This is a genomic window from Streptomyces sp. NPDC104106 (genome assembly GCF_055584345.1).
This window is the reverse complement of the sequence record NZ_JBVJMF010000001.1, coordinates 382064-400627: the sequence shown is the minus strand read 5'-3', so window position 1 is coordinate 400627 and position 18564 is coordinate 382064. Positions and strand designations below refer to the sequence as shown.

The window sequence follows — 18564 nt, the reverse complement described above, 5'->3', positions numbered from 1 at the left end:
GTACCTGCCACAGACCCCGCCGCGCCGGACCGCGCGCGGCCCGTTCGGTCCCGGCCGCGCGCGTCCGGTTCGGTAGGGTCGGCCACGATGCACAAGACCCTGATCGTCACCAACGACTTCCCGCCCCGGCCGGGCGGCATCCAGGCCTTCCTGCACAACATGGCCCTGCGCCTGGACCCCGGCCGGCTGGTCGTCTACGCCTCCACCTGGAAGCGGGGCGAGGAGGGCGCCCGGGCGACCGCCGCCTTCGACGCCGAGCAGCCCTTCACCGTCGTGCGCGACCGTACGACCATGCTGCTGCCGACCCCGCAGGCGACCCGGCGCGCGGCCGGGCTGCTGCGCGAGCACGGCTGCACGTCGGTGTGGTTCGGCGCGGCGGCCCCGCTCGGCCTGATGGCCCCGGCACTGCGCGGGGCCGGCGCGGAGCGACTGGTGGCGACCACCCACGGGCACGAGGCCGGCTGGGCCCAGCTGCCCGCCGCCCGCCGGCTGCTGCGCCGGATCGGCGAGTCGACGGACACGATCACCTATCTGGGCGAGTACACCCGCTCCCGGATCGCCCCGGCCCTCACCCCCGCGGCGGCCCGGCGCATGGTCCAACTGCCGCCCGGAGTCGACGAGAAGACCTTCCACCCCGGCTCCGGCGGCGACGAGGTCCGTGCCCGCCTCGGCCTCACCGACCGCCCGGTCGTGGTCTGCGTCTCCCGCCTCGTCCCGCGCAAGGGACAGGACACCCTCATCCGGGCCCTGCCCCGCATCCTCGCCGCCGAGCCCGACACGGTGCTGCTCATCGTCGGCGGCGGCCCCTACGAACGAGACCTGCGCCGCCTCGCCGCCGAGACCGGCGTGGCCGCCTCCGTCCGCTTCACCGGCGCGGTCCCCTGGTCCGAGCTGCCCGCCCACTACGGCGCCGGCGACGTCTTCGCCATGCCCTGCCGCACGCGGCGCGGGGGCCTGGACGTCGAGGGCCTGGGGATCGTCTACCTGGAGGCCTCGGCGACGGGGCTGCCGGTGGTCGCGGGCGACTCCGGCGGCGCTCCGGACGCGGTGCTGGACGGAGAGACGGGCTGGGTGGTCAGGGGCGGCGACCCGAGGGCGGCGGCCGACCGCGTCATCCCCCTGCTCCAGGACCCCGGGCTGCGCCGCAGGATGGGCGAGCGGGGCCGCCGGTGGGTGGAGGAGAGGTGGCGCTGGGACCTGTTGGCGGAGCGTTTGCGGGCGCTGCTGTAGGGCGGCGCCCCGCACGGGGCGCGCGCTCCCGGCCGGCGCCCTACTTGGCGTAGATCGCCTCGATCTCGTCCGAGTAGTCCTTGGCGACCACGTTCCTCTTCAGCTTCAACGACGGAGTCAAGTGCCCCGACTCCTCCGTGAACTGCGACGGCAGAATGCGGAACTTGCGCACCGACTCCGCCTTCGACACCGCCGCGTTGCCGTCGTCCACCGCCGTCTGGATCGCCGCGACCAGATCGGGGTCGTCCTTCAGCGACGCCGCCGTGGAGCCGGCGGGCTTGCCGTGCTCGGCGGCCCAACGGCCCAGGAACTCCTCGTCGATGGTGACCAGCGCGCCCACGAACGGCCGCCCGTCGCCCACCACCATGCACTCCGCGACCAGCGCGTGCGCCCGGATGCGGTCCTCGATGACGGCCGGGGCGACGTTCTTGCCGCCCGCGGTGACGATGATCTCCTTCTTCCGGCCGGTGATCCGGAGATAGCCGTCCTCGTCCAGCGTGCCGATGTCACCGGTGTGGAACCAGCCGTCGGCCAGCGCCTCCGCGGTCGCGCCCGGGTTGTTCCAGTACTCCTTGAACAGGTGCTCGCCGTGCAGCAGCACCTCGCCGTCGTCCGCTATCCGCACCACCGAGCCCGGCAGCGGCTGGCCGACCGTGCCGATCTTCTGCCGGTCCCACGGGTTGAACGCCGTCGCCGCGCAGGACTCGGTCAGGCCGTAGCCCTCCAGCACGGTGAACCCGATGCCCCGGAAGAAGTGGCCGAGCCGCTCGCCGAGCGGGGCGCCGCCGGAGATGGCGTACTCGCCCCGGCCGCCGAGGACCGCGCGCAGCTTGCTGTAGACCAGCTTGTCGAAGACCTTGTGCTTGACCTTCAGACCGAGCGACGGGCCCGACGGGCTGTCCAGCGCCTTGCTGTAGGCGATCGCCGTGTCCGCCGCCTTGTCGAAGACCGCGCCCTTGCCGTCCGCCTGCGCCTTGGCGCGCGCGGAGTTGTAGACCTTCTCGAAGACACGCGGCACGCCGAGGATCAACGTCGGCCGGAACGCGGCGAGTTCGTCGGTGAGGTTCTTGATGTCCGGGACGCAGCCCAGCTTGATCGGCGCCATCATCGGCGCGATCTGCACGAGCCGCCCGAAGACGTGCGCGAGGGGCAGGAAGAGCAGCACCGAGCACTCGCCGGTACGGAAGAGGGGGCGCAGGCGCTCGACGACGTTGCCGCACTCGGCGAAGAAGCTGCGGTGGGTGAGCACGCAGCCCTTGGGGCGGCCGGTCGTGCCGCTCGTGTAGACGATGGTGGCCGGGTCGTCGGCCCGGGCGAGCGAGCTGCGCTCCTCGACCGTCTGGTCCGACACGTCCTGCCCGAGCCGCCCCAGCTCCTCCACGCCCCCGGCGTCGATCTGCCAGACGTGCTTGAGGGCGGGCAGCGACTCGCGCACCGACTCCACGGCCGCCGCGTGCCCCGCCTGCTCCACGACGCACGCGGTCGCGCCCGAGTCGGACAGGATCCACCGCACCTGCTCCGGCGAGCTGGTCTCGTACACCGGGACGGTGATCGCGCCCGCGCTCCAGATCGCGAAGTCCAGCAGCGTCCACTCGTACCGGGTACGGGACATCAGGCCCACCCGGTCACCCGGCTGCACTCCCGCGGCGACGAGGCCCTTGGCGGCGGTGTGCACCTCGGCCAGGAACTGCCGGGCCGTCACGTCCTGCCAGGTACCCCCGGCCTTGCGGGCGATGACGGCGACGTCGGGATGCTGCGCGGCGTTTCTGCGGACGATGTCGGTCAGATTGCCGTCCGCAGGGACCTCGTACAAAGCCGGAAGGCTGAACTCGCGCAAGACTGCTGCTCCTCATAGGGCGCCGGCGCCACGACACTGTGTGATGCGACGGAGCGGTCCAAGGCTCGGGCTGGTGCTCGGGTCTTCGGTGGTTGAAATCCAGAGCACGACTGGACTGCCCGGACGTTACCCGCCGGTATGGCGTTCCCGACAGGGGGTTCCGGCGAGATGTTCGCTGCGTCACACACGTGGGCGTTCCTTCGCGCACAGTAGTCCACGGCTGAACCGACCGGCGAGTAACCGCACGCCGGTCCGCCACTGTTCACGCACATCCCACAGGCCTACGCTTGATCACCATGGCATCCACACCGTCCGGAACCCCGACCGCCGCGCGGCACGGCACCGAGCGCCGCGGGACCCGCGTCCACGTGGTCAGCGACGTGCACGGCAACGCCGAGGCCCTGGCGCGGGCCGGCGAGGGTGCCGACGCGCTGATCTGCCTGGGGGACCTCGTCCTCTTCCTCGACTACGCCGACCACTCGCGCGGGATCTTCCCGGACCTGTTCGGCAAGGAGAACGCGGACCGCATCGTCGAGCTGCGCACCGCCCGCCGCTTCGCGGAGGCCCGGGAGTTCGGCGCCCGGCTGTGGGGCGGCATCGGCACCGACCGGGCCGCCGCCATCGAGAAGGCCGTGCGCAAGCAGTACGCCGAGATGTTCGCCGCGTTCCCGACCCCGACGTACGCGACCTACGGCAATGTCGACATGCCGCCTTTGTGGCGTGAGTACGCCCGGCCCGGCACCACGGTCCTCGACGGCGAGCGGGTGGAGATCGGCGGCCGGGTCTTCGGCTTCGTCGGCGGTGGCCTGAAGACGCCGATGCGGACGCCGTACGAGATCGACGACGAGGAGTACGCGGCGAAGATCGATGCCGTCGGCGAGGTCGACGTGCTGTGCACGCACATCCCGCCGGGGGTCCCCGAGCTGGTCTACGACACCGTCGCCCGCCGCTTCGAGCGCGGCAGCCGGGCCCTGCTGGCCGCCATCCGCCGTACCAGACCGCGCTATTCGCTCTTCGGGCACGTCCACCAGCCGCTCGTGCGCCGGATGCGGATCGGCTCGACGGAATGCGTGAACGTGGGGCACTTCGCGGGGACGGGCACGCCATGGGCGCTCGAATGGTGAGCGGCGGTACCTGCGGTGGAGGCGGCCGGCCGGTGGCGCGGTAGCCTTCACGCTGCACACACGTGCGCACGACGACTTCAGTACGGCCGCTTCCGGAGGAGCCACGGCGATGGCGGAACACACCAGTTCGAGCATCACGATCGAGGCGGCCCCGGCCGACGTCATGGCGGTCATCGCCGACTTCGAGCGCTACCCCGACTGGACCGGCGAGGTGAAGGTGGCGGAGGTCCTCAAGGCCGACGACCAGGGCCGCGCCGAGCAGGTCCGCCTCGTCATGGACGCCGGCGCCATCAAGGACGACCAGGTCCTCGCCTACTCCTGGACCGGCGGCAACGAGGTCTCCTGGAGCCTGGTGAAGTCCCAGATGCTCCGCTCCCTGGACGGCTCCTACCTCCTGAAGCCGGCCGGCCAGGGCGCCACCGAGGTCACCTACCGGCTCACCGTCGACGTCAAGATCCCCATGCTGGGCATGATCAAGCGCAAGGCCGAGAAGGTCATCATCGACCGGGCGCTGGCGGGGCTGAAGAAGAGGGTGGAGGAGAAGAGCCCGGCCGGCGACTGAGGACGAGGCCGCCAGGCCGGAGCGGGGCCCGGGGGGCGGCGGCCCCCGGCGGACGCACGCCGGGCCGCCGGCCGGGCACCGGTAGCGTTCACCCTCATGCGCACCCTCCTGATCACGGGCCCCGGCGGCAGCGGCCGTACCACGGTCGCCGCCGCGACCGCGCGCTCCGCCGCCCGCGCGGGCACCCGCACCCTCCTGCTGAGCGCCGACCGCACCGACACCCCCGGCGCCGCACTGGGCTCCGCGACGGGACCGGTGCCGCACGAGGCCGCCGCGGGCCTCACCGTCTGGCGGCCCGACGCGGCCGACCGGTTCCGCGAGGACCTCACCGCCTTCCAGACGCGCGCCGCGAACGTCCTCGACCTGCTCGGCGCCTCCCGGCTGGACGAGGAAGAGGTCACCCCGCTGCCCGGCGCGGAGGAACTGTCCTTCCTGCGCGCGCTCAGGGACGCCGCCCTGTGCGAGCGCTACGACCTGCTCGTCGTCGATCTCCCGCCGCTCCCGCAGGCCCTGGCGCTGCTCGGCCTGCCCGAGGAACTGCGCCGCTACCTGCGCCGGCTGCTGCCGCCCGAGCGCCAGGCGGCCCGCGCCCTGCGCCCGGTCCTCGGCCGGCTGGCCGGGGTGCCCATGCCCGCCGACTGGCTGTACGAGACGGCCGCCCGGTGGGACGTCGAACTGGGCGCCGTCGAGGCCGTCCTCACCGACCGCGCGACCGCCGTACGCCTGGTCGCCGAGCCGGGCCCGGCCGGCGCCGACGCCGTGCGCGCCGCGGGCCTCGGCCTCGCCCTGCGCGGCCTGCCCGTCGAGGCCCTGATCGCCAACCGCGCCCTGCCCGACACCGGCCCGGACAGCTGGCCGGCCGGGCTCCTCGCCCAGCAGCGCAAGGTCCTCGCCGAATGGCAGGAGCTGCCGTACGCCGTCCGCCCCGTCGCCCACCTGGGCCGCGACCCGCGCGGTGACGACGACCTCGCCGCTCTCGCCGTACCCGGCGTCAACGCGCCGCCCGCCCCGGTCGGGTGGCCCGTCACCGACCGGATCGCCGAGGACGGCGTACTGGTCTGGCACATCCCGCTGCCCGGCGCCCTCCGGGACGAGCTGGACCTGATCCGGCGCGGCGACGAACTCGTGATCACCGTGGGCCCGTTCCGCCGGATCGTCCCCCTGCCCTCCGCCCTGCGCCGCTGCACCGTCGCCGGGGCCGGCCTGCGCGAGGGCGAGCTGCGCATCCGGTTCGCCCCCGACCCGGACCTGTGGCCCGCCGCGGCACGGTGAACCGGTACGTCCGTTCGGGTAACGTCGGAGAGGCGAACCGTAGTCAGGAGTCCGCCATGAGCGAAGAGCGCCCCGCATCCGGCTCGTACGACGCGTACGGGGAAGAGGAACACGGGAAACAGGGCCGGGCGACCGACGCCGACGCCTGGGCCACCGCCTGCGAAGAGGACCTGGAGGCCGAGAAGGCCCGCCGCCGCGCCGCGTACGGCCCGTCGCCGGGCTCGGCCGCCGAGGAGCTGAAGAAGTTCGTGGACACGCTGGCCGACAAGCTCTCCGGCCTGCCCTCACCCCTCCTCGGCCCCCTTGCCGGGCCCGCCGCCCAGCAGGTGGTACGGCAGGTCGTCCAGCAGGCCAAGGCCGCCGTCGAGCCCGTCATAGAGCGCAACCCGGACGTCCTGGACCACCTGGCCGCGGCCGGCGGCGAACTGCTCGCCGCCTACCGCTCCGCCGTCCAGGCCCAGGAGCGCCGCTGGACCGCCCGCACCGCCGACGACCTCACCGGGGAGGGTCCCCGGGAGGCGGACGGGGGCCGGCGCGACCGGCGCGACCCGGGCGAGGGCACCGGCCCCGGGGAGCGGATCGACCTGGACTGAAGCGCTTTCCCGGCAGGGCCTCGGGTACGGTTGGCCGTAGCGGGGCTCGACCGGAACTGAGGGATTCATGGGACTCACCATCGGCGTCGACATCGGCGGCACCAAGATCGCGGCCGGCGTGGTCGACGAGGAAGGCAACATCCTCTCGACCTTCAAGGTGCCGACCCCCACCACGCCCGAGGCCATCGTGGACGCCATCGCCTCCGCGGTGGAGGGCGCGCGTGCCGGGCACGAGATCGTCGGTGTGGGCATCGGCGCTGCCGGTTACGTGAACCGCCAGCGCTCGACGGTGTACTTCGCGCCGAACATCGACTGGCGCCAGGAGCCGCTGAAGGAGAAGGTCGAGGCCCGCGTGGGCCTCCCCGTCGTGGTCGAGAACGACGCCAACGCCGCCGCCTGGGGCGAGTACAGGTTCGGCGCCGGCAAGGGCCACCGCAACGTCATCTGCATCACGCTCGGCACCGGCCTCGGCGGCGGCATCATCATCGGCAACAAGCTGCGCCGCGGACACTTCGGCGTGGCCGCCGAGTTCGGCCACATCCGGATGGTCCCGGACGGCCTGCTGTGCGGCTGCGGCTCGCAGGGCTGCTGGGAGCAGTACGCCTCGGGCCGGGCACTGGTGCGCTACGCCAAGCAGCGTGCCAACGCCACGCCGGAGAACGCGGAGCTGCTGCTCTCGCTCGGCGACGGCACCCCGGACGGCATCGAGGGCAAGCACATCTCGATGGCCGCCCGCCAGGGCGACCTGGTCGCCGTCGACTCCTACCGCGAGCTGGCCCGCTGGGCTGGCGCGGGCCTCGCCGACCTCGCCTCCCTCTTCGACCCCTCGGCGTTCATCGTCGGCGGCGGCCTGTCCGACGAGGGCGAACTGGTCCTCGACCCGATCCGCAAGTCCTACAAGCGCTGGCTGGTCGGCGGGAACTGGCGCCCGGTGGCCGACGTGATCGCGGCCCAGCTGGGCAACAAGGCGGGCCTGGTGGGCGCGGCGGACCTGGCGCGGGAGCCCGACCCGATCATGTGACGGGACCTTTTCGGCTGCGGTGACCGCACCGACCCAAGGGGCGCGAGGCGGTATCCCTCGCGCCCCTTGCCGTGGGGCGTACATTGATCCACATGGAGCTGCTCCCCAACTCCCGCACGGAGGCCGACGGTTCCGCCGTCGTCCGCGTCCTGAGCTACAACATCCGCTCGATGCGCGACGACACGGACGCACTCGCCCGGATCATCACGGCCTGCGCCCCCGACCTGGTCCTGATCCAGGAGGCGCCCCGCTTCTTCCGCTGGCGCAAGAAGCTCGCGCGCCTCGCCGCCGCCTGCGGCCAGGTGATCCTCACCGGCGGGGCGACGGCGGCCGGCCCCGCGATCCTCTGCTCGCTGCGGGCCACGGTCGAGCGCACGCAGGACGTCCTGCTGCCGCTCACCCCCGGCCTGCACCGGCGCGGTCTCGCCACGGCCGTGGTCCGGATCGGCGCGGCCAGGCTCGGTGTGCTCAGCTGCCACCTCAGCCTGGCGGAGAACGAGCGCCGCGCGCAGGCCGGCCTGCTCCTCGACCGCCTCGCCGGGATGGGCGTGGAGCACGCCGTCGCCGGCGGCGACCTGAACGAGGGCCCGGACGGCCCCGCCTTCCGGCTGCTCGCCGGCACCCTCCAGGACTGCCGGGCCGTGGCCCCCTGGGGCGGTGCGGAGACCTGGACGCACAGCGAGCCCCACCGGCGCATCGACGCCGTCTTCGCCACCAAGGGTGTCGAGGTGCTCGGCTGCGGGGTGCCCCTGGACCAGCCGGGCGTCAGCCGCCGCGACCTGATCGCGGCCACGGACCACCTCCCGGTCCTGGCCGCCCTCAGAATCCCCGTCGGCTGAGACGGCGCCACTGCCCGGGCAGGCGACATTCGCCCCATCGCGCGACGCCCGGCACACTCCCCCGCCGCGCGGGAGGTGCAGCCCCCAGTCGCCGCACCGGACGCCGCTCCTCGGCGGGCAGACGTTGCCTGCCGGGGCACTAGACGACGGCGCCCCGGCCCGGGTCGTCGTCCTCGTCGTCGTCCGTGCGCATCCGCACCACCAGCGTGGCGAAGCCGCCGAGGAAGCCGCCGATGCCCAGCGTCGTCAGCCACCACGTCATGTCCCAGCCGAGCAGCACCGCCAGCAGGAGCAGCACCGGCCCGCCGACGACGCCCAGCCAGGCGAACTTCGCGGTGGTGTCGGCGGTCGGCAGCGGGGGCGGCTCGGGCGGGACGAAGTGGCCCTCGTCGTCCTCGTCGAAGTCGTCGTCCGAGGGCTCGGGGGCCGTGTGGTCGCGCGGGCCGACACCGGGCGCGAAGGTGATCGAGCTGCCCAGCGGCCGTACCGGCGGCGCACCGGCGGCGCCGTCCCGCTCGCTCTCCGGGCCGCTCTCGCCGTCCTTCGCGCCGTCCGTCTCGGCCGGCTCGACGTCCTTCTCGGGCAGCGCGAGATCCCGCACCGGCTTGAAGGGCCTCGCGCCCGGCGGGTCCGGCGGCTCCTCGCCGTACCCGGCGACGATGGCCCGCCAGGCGGCCTCCTCGTCGAAGGGCACCCCCTGCTCGTCCGGCTCGTGGCCCTCACGGCCCGAGTCGTGCTCAGCCAACTGAGGCCGTCCCTTCCGTGCCGTGCGTGCGGGCACCGTCCCCGACGGCGCCGTCCGTCACGGCACCGGGCGCGAGCCGGGTGACGAAGGCGAGGCTCTCCTCGAAGATCCGGTCCGCGTCCTCGTCCAACGTCGCGACGTGGTAGCTCTGTTCCAGCACGATCTCCGTCACGTCCGTGGACGACACCCGGCTCAGCACGCGGGCCGAGTCGGCGGCCGGGACGACGTGGTCCTGCGCGCTGCGCAGCAGCAGCAACGGCTGGGTGACCTGGGGCAGCTCGCCGTCCAGTCGGCGCAGGAACACCCGCAGGGAGTGCGCCGCGTGCAGCGGTACCCGGTCGTAACCCAGTTCGGCGGCGCCCTCCTTGGCGATGTCGCTGGCGATGCCCTTCGTGGTGCGCACGAGATGCCGGGCCACCGGAAGGGCGTACGCCGACAGGCCGTGCACCCTGTTCGCCGGGTTGACCACCACCGCGCCCGTGACCCGCGCGCCGTGCAGCGCCGCGAGCCGCAGGGCCAGCGCGCCGCCCATCGACAGGCCGAGGACGAACACCCGCGAGCAGCGCTCGGAGAGCAGCCGCAGCTCGCGGTCCACCTCCGCGTACCAGTCCTGCCAGCCCGTGACCTGCATGTCCTCCCAGCGGGTGCCGTGGCCGGGCAGCAGCGGCAGGGACACGGTCAGGCCGTGGGCCGCGTGGTGCTCCGCCCAGGGGCGCAGCGACTGGGGCGAGCCGGTGAAGCCGTGGCAGAGGAGGACCCCCACCTCCCCGCCCTCGTGGCGGTACGGCTCGGCTCCGGGGAGAACCGGCACCTTCGACTCTCCTGTTCCTTGGGATGGGCTCCGGCGGCCCGACGGGCCGGCGGAGGCGTGCCAAAACGCGTGGATGTGCTTCACCGTACGCGACCGCACTGACACCGACCAGGGTCGTCGGGGCCATTGACGGTCCTCCGGGTTAAGGTCTGTTCGACGGAAACGGGAGGCACACGGGTGTTGTACGGCACGATGAAGGTCGCCATCGGGGGACCGCTGAAGGTCGCCTTCAGGCCTTGGGTGGAGGGGCTTGAGAACATCCCGGCCGAGGGCCCGGCCATCCTGGCGAGCAATCATCTGTCCTTCTCGGACTCGTTCTTCCTGCCCGCGGTGCTGGACCGCAAGGTCACCTTCATCGCGAAGGCCGAGTACTTCACCACGCCGGGCGTGAAGGGCCGGCTGACGGCGGCCTTCTTCAAGGGCGTCGGACAGCTCCCGGTGGACCGCTCCGGGGCGCGCGGCGCCGGCGAGGCCGCGATCAAGAGCGGCATAGAGGTGCTGGAGCGCGGCGAGCTGTTCGGCATCTACCCCGAGGGCACCCGCTCGCCCGACGGCCGGCTCTACCGGGGCAAGCCCGGCGGCCTCGCGCGCGTGGCGCTCGCCACCGGCGCGCCGGTGATCCCCGTGGCGATGATCGACACGGAGAAGATCCAGCCGCCCGGCAAGGTGATGCCGAAGCTGATGCGGCCCGGCATCCGGATCGGTAAGCCGCTGGACTTCAGCCGCTACGCCGGCATGGAGCACGACCGCTTCGTCCTGCGCGCGCTGACCGACGAGGTCATGTACGAGATCATGAAGCTCTCCGGCCAGGAGTACGTCGACATGTACGCGACCGCCGCCAAGCGGCAGATCGCGGAGGCGGCGAAGGCGGCCAAGGAGGCCAGGGAAGCGGAGAAGGCCGAGAAGAAGGCTGAGGCTCAGAAGGCAGGGGCTCAGGAGAGCCGGCCGAAGAGCTGATCGAGGGGCTGGGGGGCCAGGGGGAGATGCCCAGACGCGTGCGCGTCATGCGGATGTCGGTCGAGCTGCCGCTGTGGCGCGCGCTCGCCGGGTACCGCGTGCTGACCATGCTGTACGCCATCGGCCTGTGCGCCACCGCGTTCTCCCGCTTCACGCGGCCCTGGGTCGCCGTCGCCTACTACGCGGTGCTGGCCGTGTGGACCCTCGCCACGCTGCCGAAGGTGGCGAACGAGGCCGCCTGCACCAGGCGCTTCCTGGCCGCAGACCTCGCCGTCGCGCTCGCCGGCATCCTGCTCACCCCGCTCGCCGACAACCACGAGCGGATCGCGAGCGGCGGCCCCACGCTGCCGTCGATATGGACCGCCGGCTCGGTGCTGGCCTTCGCCATCAAGGGCGGCTGGCGCTGGGCGGCCGTCGCCTCCACCGCCGTGGCCGCCGCCAACCTGGTCGAGCGCGGCCGTCCCGCCCGCGACACCGTGCACAACGTGATCCTCGTCTGGGTGGCCTCCATCGCCATCGGCTACGTCGTGGAGGTCGCCCGCGCCTCCGAGCGCACCCTCGCCCGCGCCCTGGAGATCGAGGCCGCGACCCGGGAGCGGGAGCGGCTCGCCCGGGACATCCACGACGGGGTGCTCCAGGTGCTGGCGATGGTGAAGCGCCGGGGCACGGCCCTCGGCGGCGAGGCGGCCGAGCTGGGCCGGCTGGCGGGGGAGCAGGAGGTGGCGCTGCGCACGCTGGTCTCCGGCGGGCTGCTGCCGGTGTCCCGGGTGTCGCAGGACGCGGCCGCCGGGGCCGTCGTACGGGCGGTGGAGGAGCCGGAGGACGACGGTCCCGTCGATCTGCGCTCCCTGCTCGCGCCGTACGCCTGCGGCCGGGTCAGCCTCGCCGAGCCCGGTGCCCCGGTGCCGCTGCCGCCCGCGGCGGCGCGGGAACTGGCCGCGGCGGTCGGCGCCGCCCTGGACAACGTGCGCCGGCACGCGGGCGAGGACGCCCGGGCCTGGATCCTGGTCGAGGACGAGCCGGACGGGATCGTCGTCACCGTCCGCGACGACGGCCCCGGCATCCCCGAGGGCCGGCTCGCCCAGGCCGAGAGCGAGGGCCGGCTCGGCGTCGCCCAGTCGATCCGCGGCCGGCTGCGCGACCTCGGCGGCAGCGCCGACCTCATCTCCGTCCCCGGGCAGGGCACGGAGGTCGAACTGAAAGTACCGAAGCACACGAAGGCAGGCCGTCCATGAGCGATCAGCGGGATCCGATCAAGGTCATGGTGGTGGACGACCACCCCATGTGGCGCGACGCGGTCGCGCGGGACCTGGCCGAGTCCGGCTTCCAGGTGGTCGCCACCGCCGGCGACGGCGAGCAGGCGGTGCGCCGCGCCAAGGCCGCCGCCCCCGACGTCCTCGTCCTGGACCTCAACCTGCCGGCCAAGCCCGGCGCCCAGGTGTGCAAGGAACTGGTCGCCCACAACCCGGCGCTGCGGGTCCTCGTGCTCTCCGCGAGCGGCGAGCACGCCGACGTCCTGGAGGCCGTGAAGTCCGGCGCCACCGGCTATCTGCTGAAGTCGGCCTCCACCGGGGAACTGCTCGACGCCGTCGCCCGCACCGCCGTGGGCGACCCGGTGTTCACGCCCGGCCTCGCCGGACTGGTCCTCGGCGAGTACCGTCGGCTGGCCGCCGAACCGGCTCCCGCCCCCGACACCGACGAGCCGGGCGCGCCCCGGCTGACCGACCGGGAGACCGAGGTGCTGCGGCTGGTCGCCAAGGGCCTGAGCTACAAGCAGATCGCCGAACGCCTCGTCATCTCCCACCGCACGGTGCAGAACCACGTCCAGAACACCCTCGGCAAGCTCCAGCTGCACAACCGTGTCGAGCTGGTGCGCTACGCCATCGAGCGCGGTCTCGACGACGCGTAGCGCGTCCCCGTCCCGTGCTCCGGAATCACCCGTCCCGCCCCTCCCGATGTGACATGGGTCACCGTTAGCGTGACGGTGTCCGTGACCGAGTGTCAGGGAACCTGCGGCGAAGGGACTTTTCCATGCGGGTCGGAGTACTGACCGGAGGCGGCGACTGCCCCGGGCTCAACGCCGTCATCCGGGGCATCGTCCGCAAGGGCGTGCAGGAGTACGGCTATGACTTCACCGGCTTCCGGGACGGCTGGCGCGGTCCGCTGGAAGGCGACACCGTCCGCCTCGACATCCCCGCCGTGCGCGGCATCCTGCCCCGCGGCGGCACCATCCTCGGCTCCTCGCGGACCAACCCGTTCACCGCGGAGAACGGCGTCCGCCGGATCAAGGACAACCTGGCCAAGCTGGACGTGCAGGCACTCATCGCGATCGGCGGCGAGGACACCCTGGGCGTGGCCGCGCGGCTGTCCGACGAGTTCGGGGTGCCCTGTGTCGGGGTGCCCAAGACCATAGACAACGACCTGTCGGCCACCGACTACACCTTCGGCTTCGACACCGCCGTCAACATCGCCACCGAGGCCATCGACCGGCTGCACACCACCGCCGAGTCCCACATGCGGGTCCTGGTCGTGGAGGTGATGGGCCGGCACGCGGGCTGGATCGCCCTGCACTCGGGCCTCGCGGGCGGCGCCAACGTCATCCTCATCCCCGAGCAGCGCTTCGACGTCGAGCAGGTCTGCGCCTGGGTGCACTCCCGCTTCCGGGCGTCGTACGCGCCGATCGTCGTCGTCGCCGAGGGCGCCATGCCCAAGGGCGGCGACATGGTGCTCAAGGACGGCTCGCAGGACTCCTTCGGGCACGTCCGGCTCTCCGGGGTCGGCGAGTGGCTGGCCAAGGAGATCGAGCGGCGCACCGGCAAGGAGGCCCGGACCACGGTCCTCGGCCACGTCCAGCGCGGCGGCACGCCCAGCGCCTTCGACCGCTGGCTCGCCACCCGCTTCGGCCTGCACGCCATCGACTGCGTCCACGACGGCGACTACGGCACGATGGTCGCCCTGCGCGCCACGGACATCGTCCGCGTCCCCCTGGCGCAGGCCACCGCCAAGCTGAAGACGGTGGACCCGAAGCTGTACGCGGAGGTCGGGGTCTTCTTCGGCTGAAGGGAGACCTGACCGGTACCACGGCCCTCGCCGACCCGCGCGAGGGCCGCACCCGGCGGCCCTACACCGCGGGCCGCCGCTCGCCGTACCTGCTCGCCCCGGCGAGCCGGCCGGTCAACTCCCGTACGATCGCGGCCCCGTTGAGGCTCAGCACCGACTCCGGGTGGAACTGCAGACCTGCGAAGCCCGGCCCGCGCAGCGCGTGCACCTCGCCGCCTGCCGACCGGCTCACCTCGACGCCGTGCGCGGCCAGCTCCCGGGCCGCCTCGTCGTCGCAGCGGGCGACGAAGCTGTTGTAGAAGCCGACCGTCTCGGCCCGTCCGAACAGGTCGATCGTGGTCTGCGCCCCCTGGTACGGCACTTCCTTGCGGACGATGTCGAGACCCAGCTCGGCCGCGATCAGCTCATGCCCGAGGCAGACGCCCAGCACCCCGTGCCGGTGCTCGCGCACCACGGCGGCGGTCAGCTCGCGCAGGAGCCGCATCTTCGGGTCGGCCAGGTCCGCCGGGTCGCCCGGTCCGGGGCCGAGCACCACGGGGCCCTCGTGCGCGAGCAGGGCCGCCCGCAGTCCCGGCTCGTCGTAGCGCCGTACGCTCACCTGAAGGCCGCCCGAGCGCAGCACGTGCGCCAGCATCGCCGTGAAGGTGTCCTCGCCGTCCACGACCAGGGCGTGTCCCGCCAGTTCCGGGGACCGCTCCTGCATCCGCAGCCAGAACGGGGCGAGCGAGGACCGCCGCCCGTCCAGCGCGGCCCGCACCCGGGGATCGTCCGCGAGCCGGGGCCGCTCCCGCTGCGCGCCCGGCCGGGCCGGCCCCACCCCGAGCGCCGCCAGCACGCCGGCCGCCTTCGCGTGGGTCTCCGCGACCTCGCTCACCGGATCCGAGCCGCGCACCAGCGTCGCGCCGACCCCCACCCGCAGCCGGCCGTCCGCGCCGATGTCGGCCGTGCGGATCAGGATGGGGGAGTCCAGGGTCTGCGCGCCCCCGGAATCCCGGCCGAGCAGCGCCAGCGCGCCCGCGTAGTAACCGCGCCCGCCGGGCTCGTACCGCTCGATCACCCGGCAAGCGTTCTGCACCGGAGAGCCGGTGACGGTCGCCGCGAACATCGTCTCCCGCAGCACCTCGCGCGCGTCCAGGGAGGACTTCCCGCGCAGTTCGTACTCGGTGTGCGCGAGGTGCGCCATCTCCTTCAGCCGCGGTCCGACGACGACCCCGCCCATGTCGCCGACGGTGCACATCATCTTCAGCTCCTCGTCCACGACCATCGACAGCTCCTCGATCTCCTTGCCGTCGGCGAGGAACGACAGCAGGTGCTCGGGAGTCGGGCCCTCGGCGGGGTAGCGGTACGTCCCGCTGATCGGGTTCATCACGACCGTGCCGCCGGACATCCGCACATGCACCTCGGGGCTCGCGCCCACCAGGGTGCGGTCCCCGGTGTGCACCACGAACGTCCAGTACGCGCCCCGCTCGCCCGCCAGCAGCCGCCGGAACAGCGCCAGCGCGTCCGCGCGCCCGAAGCCCGGGATCCGCCCCTCGTACGTGCGCCGGATCACGAAGTTCGCGCCCTCGCCCCGGCCGATCTCCTCCGCCAGCACCCGCCCGACGATCCCGGCGTACTCCTCGTCCTCGATGTCGAACCCGCCGTCCTCGACCCGGACTTCGTGTCCGGGGAGCTGCTCCAGCGCCTGCTCCAGCGGGATCTCCTGCGACTCCTCGGGGGTGAGCACCAGCAGCGGGGTGCCGTCGTCGCGGACGTCGAAGCCGCGCTCGCGGATCTGCCGGAACGGCACCAGCGCGAGGCCCTCGGCGGGCAGGTCGGCCAGCCGTTCCCGGCGGGTCACCGGGCCGAGCAGCAGCTCGACGGGGTGCTCGTCGCGGCCCGGGGCGCGACGGCGCAGCAGGGCGAAGGGGCGGTCGTCGTCCAGGAGTTGTGACAGGTCCATGGCTGTGGTTCCTCGTCTTTTTCGTCGATGTCGAGGAACGGCCGCGGATACGCCGAAGGCCGCCCTCGGGCGGCCTTCGCGAAGTCTGGGTACGCGCAGTCAGTGGGCCGCCGAAGGAGCGGTCCACCACCAGTTCTGGTTCATGGGAGAGTGCGCGAACACGTCCAGCACCCTACCCGATCCGGCCAACCCTCGGCGGGTTCATCCGCCCGACATTCGCCTCCCGCAGGCTTTCCGGCGCCCCGCGCGCGTGCGGCGACCCGCTGCTTCACGCCGTGCCCACACGGCCCTCACGCCAGCCGTGCGGAGGCTCCGCAAGCGGAAGTAGGCCGAAAGAACCGGCAATTGAGCGCTATTTATTGACGCGTACACGATCTGAATCCCAGTCTTCCCCCGGACCGCTTTCGTCCCACGGGGGAGGAGAAAGTCATTTCCACGTCACTGTCACCACGGTCGCGGCCGTGGCCCAGACGGCGCGCCGCACGGGCGCTGACCGTCCTCACCGCGGCGGCCGCGCTCGGCGCCGCACCGCTCGCCACCGCACAGGCGGCCACCGCCCGGTCCGCCACCGGCACCACCACCGCCGTCCACTACCGGGGGCACACCTTCACCGTCCCCGCCGACTGGCAGGTCATCGACCTCGACAAGCGCCCGGCCACCTGTGTCCGCTTCGACCGGCACGCGGTGTACCTGGGCACACCCGGCACCCGGCAGAACTGCCCCGCCGACGTGACGGGCCGCACCGAGGCGCTGCTCGTCCGGCCCTCGGGCGCCGCCCGGACCGCCGTCACCGAGGACCCCGCCGCCCGCACCTACCGGGCGACCGCCGACGGCATCGCCGTCACGGCCGGCTACGGCACGGACCGCGCCGAGATCCGCAGGGTCCTGGGCAGCGCCGGGCTGCCGGTCGCCGCGGCGCGCACGGCCGCGCCGGCCGCCGCGCCGGCCGCGCTCGCCGTCCCGGCCGACGCGACCTCGTACCGGGGCCAGGGCTTCGACGCCTGCGCCGCCCCGAGCCAGGCGGCGATGGACGCCTGGAAGGGCAGCTCCGGCTACGGCGCCGTGGGCGTCTACATCGGCGGCGAGAACCGCGGCTGCGACCAGTCGAACCTCGGCGCGCAGTGGGTGCAGGCCCAGTACGCGGGCGGCTGGCGGTTCATGCCGATCTACGTGGGCAAGCAGGCCACCGCCGACTCGGGCAGCTGCAACGGCAGCTGCTCGGTCATCACCGACCCGGTGCCGCAGGGCACCGCCGCCGCCGACGACGCGGTCGCCCGGGCGAAGGCGCTGGGGCTCGGGGAAGGCTCCGTGCTCTACGAGAACGTGGAGAACTACCCGCGGGGCGGCACCAACACCCCGCGGGTGATGAGCTACCTCGACGCCTGGACCAAGCGACTGCACCAGCTGGGCTACCGCTCCGGCGCCTACGGCGGCGGGGCGTCCCTGATCCCCGACCTCGTCGCGGCGGTCGGCTCGATCACCGTGCCGGACGTGCTCGACACCGCCCGCTGGGACGACCGGGCGACCACCGACGACCCGGCGATCCCGGCGAACCTCTGGGCCGGCCACCAGCGCGTCCACCAGTACGCGGGTGATCTGTACGAGACCCACGGCGGCGTCCGGATCGGCATCGACCGCGACTTCCTGGACGTCGGCACCGGCGGTACGCCCCCGCCGCCGCAGAAGCAGGCCACCAAGCTCGCCTACACCGGCCCGAAGACCGTCTCCGACGGCTCCCCGGCCACGCTGTCCGCGACCCTCACCACCGACAGCGGCGCACCCGTCGCCGGCAAGAAGGTGAGCTTCGCGCTGGGCACCCAGACCTGCGACGGCACGACGGACGCCCAGGGCGTGGCGACGTGCGCCATCGCCTCGGTCGACGCCCCGCTGAACGCCGACGCGACCGTCCCGGTCAAGGTGTCCTTCGCCGGCGACGACGGCTACCTGCCCGCGGAGGCCACCGGCACCGTGAAGCTGCGGTACGTCACCGGGCGGGCGTACGGCCTGTCGGCCGACGTCTCGCTGCTCGGCCTGCCGGTGGTGTCCGTACCGCCGACGCCCGACACGGGCACCGTGCGCACCGCGGGCGCGAGCACCACGGCCCCGCCCTGCACGGTGGACGTCGACGCGGTCGTCCTCACCTCGAAGACGCTGTGCGCCCGGGTCGACACCAGGACCGGGCCCGGCGGCGCCACCTCCACGGCGTCCCTGGAGGAGGCCACCATCGGCCTGCCGGGGCTGCCCGTCCTGAAGCTGTCCGGGATCAAGGCCGTCTCGACCAGCACGTGCGACGCGGTCTCCGGCGCCACGGACCTCACGCTCACCGTGGCCGGCGTCCCGGTCACGCTCGACGGCAGCGTGAACCAGACCGTCGATCTCGGTGTCGTGGGCACCAAGCTCGTGGTGAACGAGCAGGTCAGGACGGCGGACGGCGGCCTCACGGTCGACGCCGTCCACCTGAGCGCCCCCGGCGTGGACGTGGTCGTCGCGTCCGCCGCGTCCGCGGCACACAACTGCGGCTGACCGCCGCCGGGAACGGGCCCCCGCGCACGGGGGCCCGTTCGCGTTGTC

The 18564-nt window shown here is 73.5% G+C and carries 16 protein-coding genes; 12 read left to right on the top strand and 4 right to left on the bottom strand.

Annotated elements, in window-relative coordinates:
- The first annotated feature begins 87 nt into the window (after positions 1-87).
- The gene (locus tag ACZ60X_RS01870; protein WP_469592217.1) at positions 88-1230 is read left to right on the top strand and encodes a glycosyltransferase family 4 protein; all 1143 of its coding nucleotides are present in this window, start codon (positions 88-90) and stop codon (positions 1228-1230) included.
- Positions 1231-1270: 40 nt separating this feature from the next.
- Here ACZ60X_RS01870 and ACZ60X_RS01865 read toward each other — a convergent pair whose 3' ends face one another.
- Positions 1271-3067 (bottom strand): AMP-dependent synthetase/ligase, encoded by a 1797-nt coding sequence (locus ACZ60X_RS01865; RefSeq protein WP_469592216.1) that lies wholly within the window; start codon positions 3065-3067, stop codon positions 1271-1273.
- A 296-nt stretch (positions 3068-3363) separates the two neighbouring features.
- On the opposite strand from ACZ60X_RS01865, the gene ACZ60X_RS01860 reads away from it, so the two are divergent.
- The 6 genes from ACZ60X_RS01860 to ACZ60X_RS01835 all read left to right on the top strand — a co-directional run bounded on the left by ACZ60X_RS01860 (position 3364) and on the right by ACZ60X_RS01835 (position 8478).
- Complete coding sequence (locus ACZ60X_RS01860; protein WP_469592215.1) at positions 3364-4191, top strand: metallophosphoesterase family protein; 828 nt, start codon at positions 3364-3366, stop codon at positions 4189-4191.
- Between the two features lie 109 nt (positions 4192-4300).
- Positions 4301-4753: an SRPBCC family protein gene (locus tag ACZ60X_RS01855; protein ID WP_469592214.1), complete on the top strand. Its 453-nt coding sequence runs from the start codon at positions 4301-4303 to the stop codon at positions 4751-4753.
- A gap of 96 nt (positions 4754-4849) precedes the next feature.
- On the top strand, positions 4850-6025 hold the full coding sequence (locus ACZ60X_RS01850; RefSeq protein WP_469592213.1) for an ArsA family ATPase: 1176 nt from the start codon (positions 4850-4852) through the stop codon (positions 6023-6025).
- A 56-nt stretch (positions 6026-6081) separates the two neighbouring features.
- Positions 6082-6618 (top strand): DUF5304 domain-containing protein, encoded by a 537-nt coding sequence (locus ACZ60X_RS01845; RefSeq protein WP_469592212.1) that lies wholly within the window; start codon positions 6082-6084, stop codon positions 6616-6618.
- A gap of 67 nt (positions 6619-6685) precedes the next feature.
- Positions 6686-7639, top strand: a complete 954-nt coding sequence (locus ACZ60X_RS01840; RefSeq protein ID WP_469592211.1) for an ROK family glucokinase — start codon at positions 6686-6688, stop codon at positions 7637-7639.
- Positions 7640-7731: 92 nt separating this feature from the next.
- Entirely contained in the window at positions 7732-8478 is a 747-nt protein-coding gene (locus ACZ60X_RS01835; protein WP_469592210.1) for an endonuclease/exonuclease/phosphatase family protein, read from the top strand.
- 139 nt (positions 8479-8617) lie between these two features.
- Here the strand turns inward: ACZ60X_RS01835 and ACZ60X_RS01830 are convergent, their stop codons facing one another.
- Positions 8618-9223 (bottom strand): hypothetical protein, encoded by a 606-nt coding sequence (locus ACZ60X_RS01830; RefSeq protein ID WP_469592209.1) that lies wholly within the window; start codon positions 9221-9223, stop codon positions 8618-8620.
- On the bottom strand, positions 9216-10034 hold the full coding sequence (locus ACZ60X_RS01825; RefSeq protein ID WP_469592208.1) for an alpha/beta hydrolase: 819 nt from the start codon (positions 10032-10034) through the stop codon (positions 9216-9218). The genes ACZ60X_RS01830 and ACZ60X_RS01825 overlap by 8 nt, the downstream gene beginning before the upstream one ends.
- Before the next feature lie 180 nt (positions 10035-10214).
- Here ACZ60X_RS01825 and ACZ60X_RS01820 point away from each other — a divergent pair, with 180 nt between their 5' ends.
- The 4 genes from ACZ60X_RS01820 to ACZ60X_RS01805 all read left to right on the top strand — a co-directional run bounded on the left by ACZ60X_RS01820 (position 10215) and on the right by ACZ60X_RS01805 (position 14051).
- On the top strand, positions 10215-10991 hold the full coding sequence (locus tag ACZ60X_RS01820) for a lysophospholipid acyltransferase family protein (RefSeq protein ID WP_469592981.1): 777 nt from the start codon (positions 10215-10217) through the stop codon (positions 10989-10991).
- A 26-nt stretch (positions 10992-11017) separates the two neighbouring features.
- The gene (gene macS, locus ACZ60X_RS01815; protein ID WP_469592207.1) at positions 11018-12226 is read left to right on the top strand and encodes a MacS family sensor histidine kinase; all 1209 of its coding nucleotides are present in this window, start codon (positions 11018-11020) and stop codon (positions 12224-12226) included.
- Positions 12223-12900 (top strand): response regulator, encoded by a 678-nt coding sequence (locus tag ACZ60X_RS01810; protein WP_469592206.1) that lies wholly within the window; start codon positions 12223-12225, stop codon positions 12898-12900. The genes macS and ACZ60X_RS01810 overlap by 4 nt, the downstream gene beginning before the upstream one ends.
- 122 nt (positions 12901-13022) lie before the next feature.
- Positions 13023-14051: a 6-phosphofructokinase gene (locus ACZ60X_RS01805; RefSeq protein WP_469592205.1), complete on the top strand. Its 1029-nt coding sequence runs from the start codon at positions 13023-13025 to the stop codon at positions 14049-14051.
- 61 nt (positions 14052-14112) lie between these two features.
- On the opposite strand, the gene ACZ60X_RS01800 is transcribed toward ACZ60X_RS01805, so the two are convergent.
- Positions 14113-15993 (bottom strand): anthranilate synthase family protein, encoded by a 1881-nt coding sequence (locus tag ACZ60X_RS01800; RefSeq protein WP_469592204.1) that lies wholly within the window; start codon positions 15991-15993, stop codon positions 14113-14115.
- Positions 15994-16677: 684 nt separating this feature from the next.
- On the opposite strand from ACZ60X_RS01800, the gene ACZ60X_RS01795 reads away from it, so the two are divergent.
- The gene (locus ACZ60X_RS01795) at positions 16678-18516 is read left to right on the top strand and encodes a choice-of-anchor P family protein (RefSeq protein ID WP_469592203.1); all 1839 of its coding nucleotides are present in this window, start codon (positions 16678-16680) and stop codon (positions 18514-18516) included.
- Positions 18517-18564 lie beyond the last annotated feature (48 nt).

Coding starts and splice junctions, on each gene's coding strand:
- ACZ60X_RS01870 (WP_469592217.1), top strand. CDS start 88: ATGCACAAGACCCTGATCGTCACCAACGACTTCCCGCCCCGGCCGGGC.
- ACZ60X_RS01860 (WP_469592215.1), top strand. CDS start 3,364: ATGGCATCCACACCGTCCGGAACCCCGACCGCCGCGCGGCACGGCACC.
- ACZ60X_RS01855 (WP_469592214.1), top strand. CDS start 4,301: ATGGCGGAACACACCAGTTCGAGCATCACGATCGAGGCGGCCCCGGCC.
- ACZ60X_RS01850 (WP_469592213.1), top strand. CDS start 4,850: ATGCGCACCCTCCTGATCACGGGCCCCGGCGGCAGCGGCCGTACCACG.
- ACZ60X_RS01845 (WP_469592212.1), top strand. CDS start 6,082: ATGAGCGAAGAGCGCCCCGCATCCGGCTCGTACGACGCGTACGGGGAA.
- ACZ60X_RS01840 (WP_469592211.1), top strand. CDS start 6,686: ATGGGACTCACCATCGGCGTCGACATCGGCGGCACCAAGATCGCGGCC.
- ACZ60X_RS01835 (WP_469592210.1), top strand. CDS start 7,732: ATGGAGCTGCTCCCCAACTCCCGCACGGAGGCCGACGGTTCCGCCGTC.
- macS (WP_469592207.1), top strand. CDS start 11,018: ATGCCCAGACGCGTGCGCGTCATGCGGATGTCGGTCGAGCTGCCGCTG.
- ACZ60X_RS01810 (WP_469592206.1), top strand. CDS start 12,223: ATGAGCGATCAGCGGGATCCGATCAAGGTCATGGTGGTGGACGACCAC.
- ACZ60X_RS01805 (WP_469592205.1), top strand. CDS start 13,023: ATGCGGGTCGGAGTACTGACCGGAGGCGGCGACTGCCCCGGGCTCAAC.
- ACZ60X_RS01800 (WP_469592204.1), bottom strand. CDS start 15,993: ATGGACCTGTCACAACTCCTGGACGACGACCGCCCCTTCGCCCTGCTG.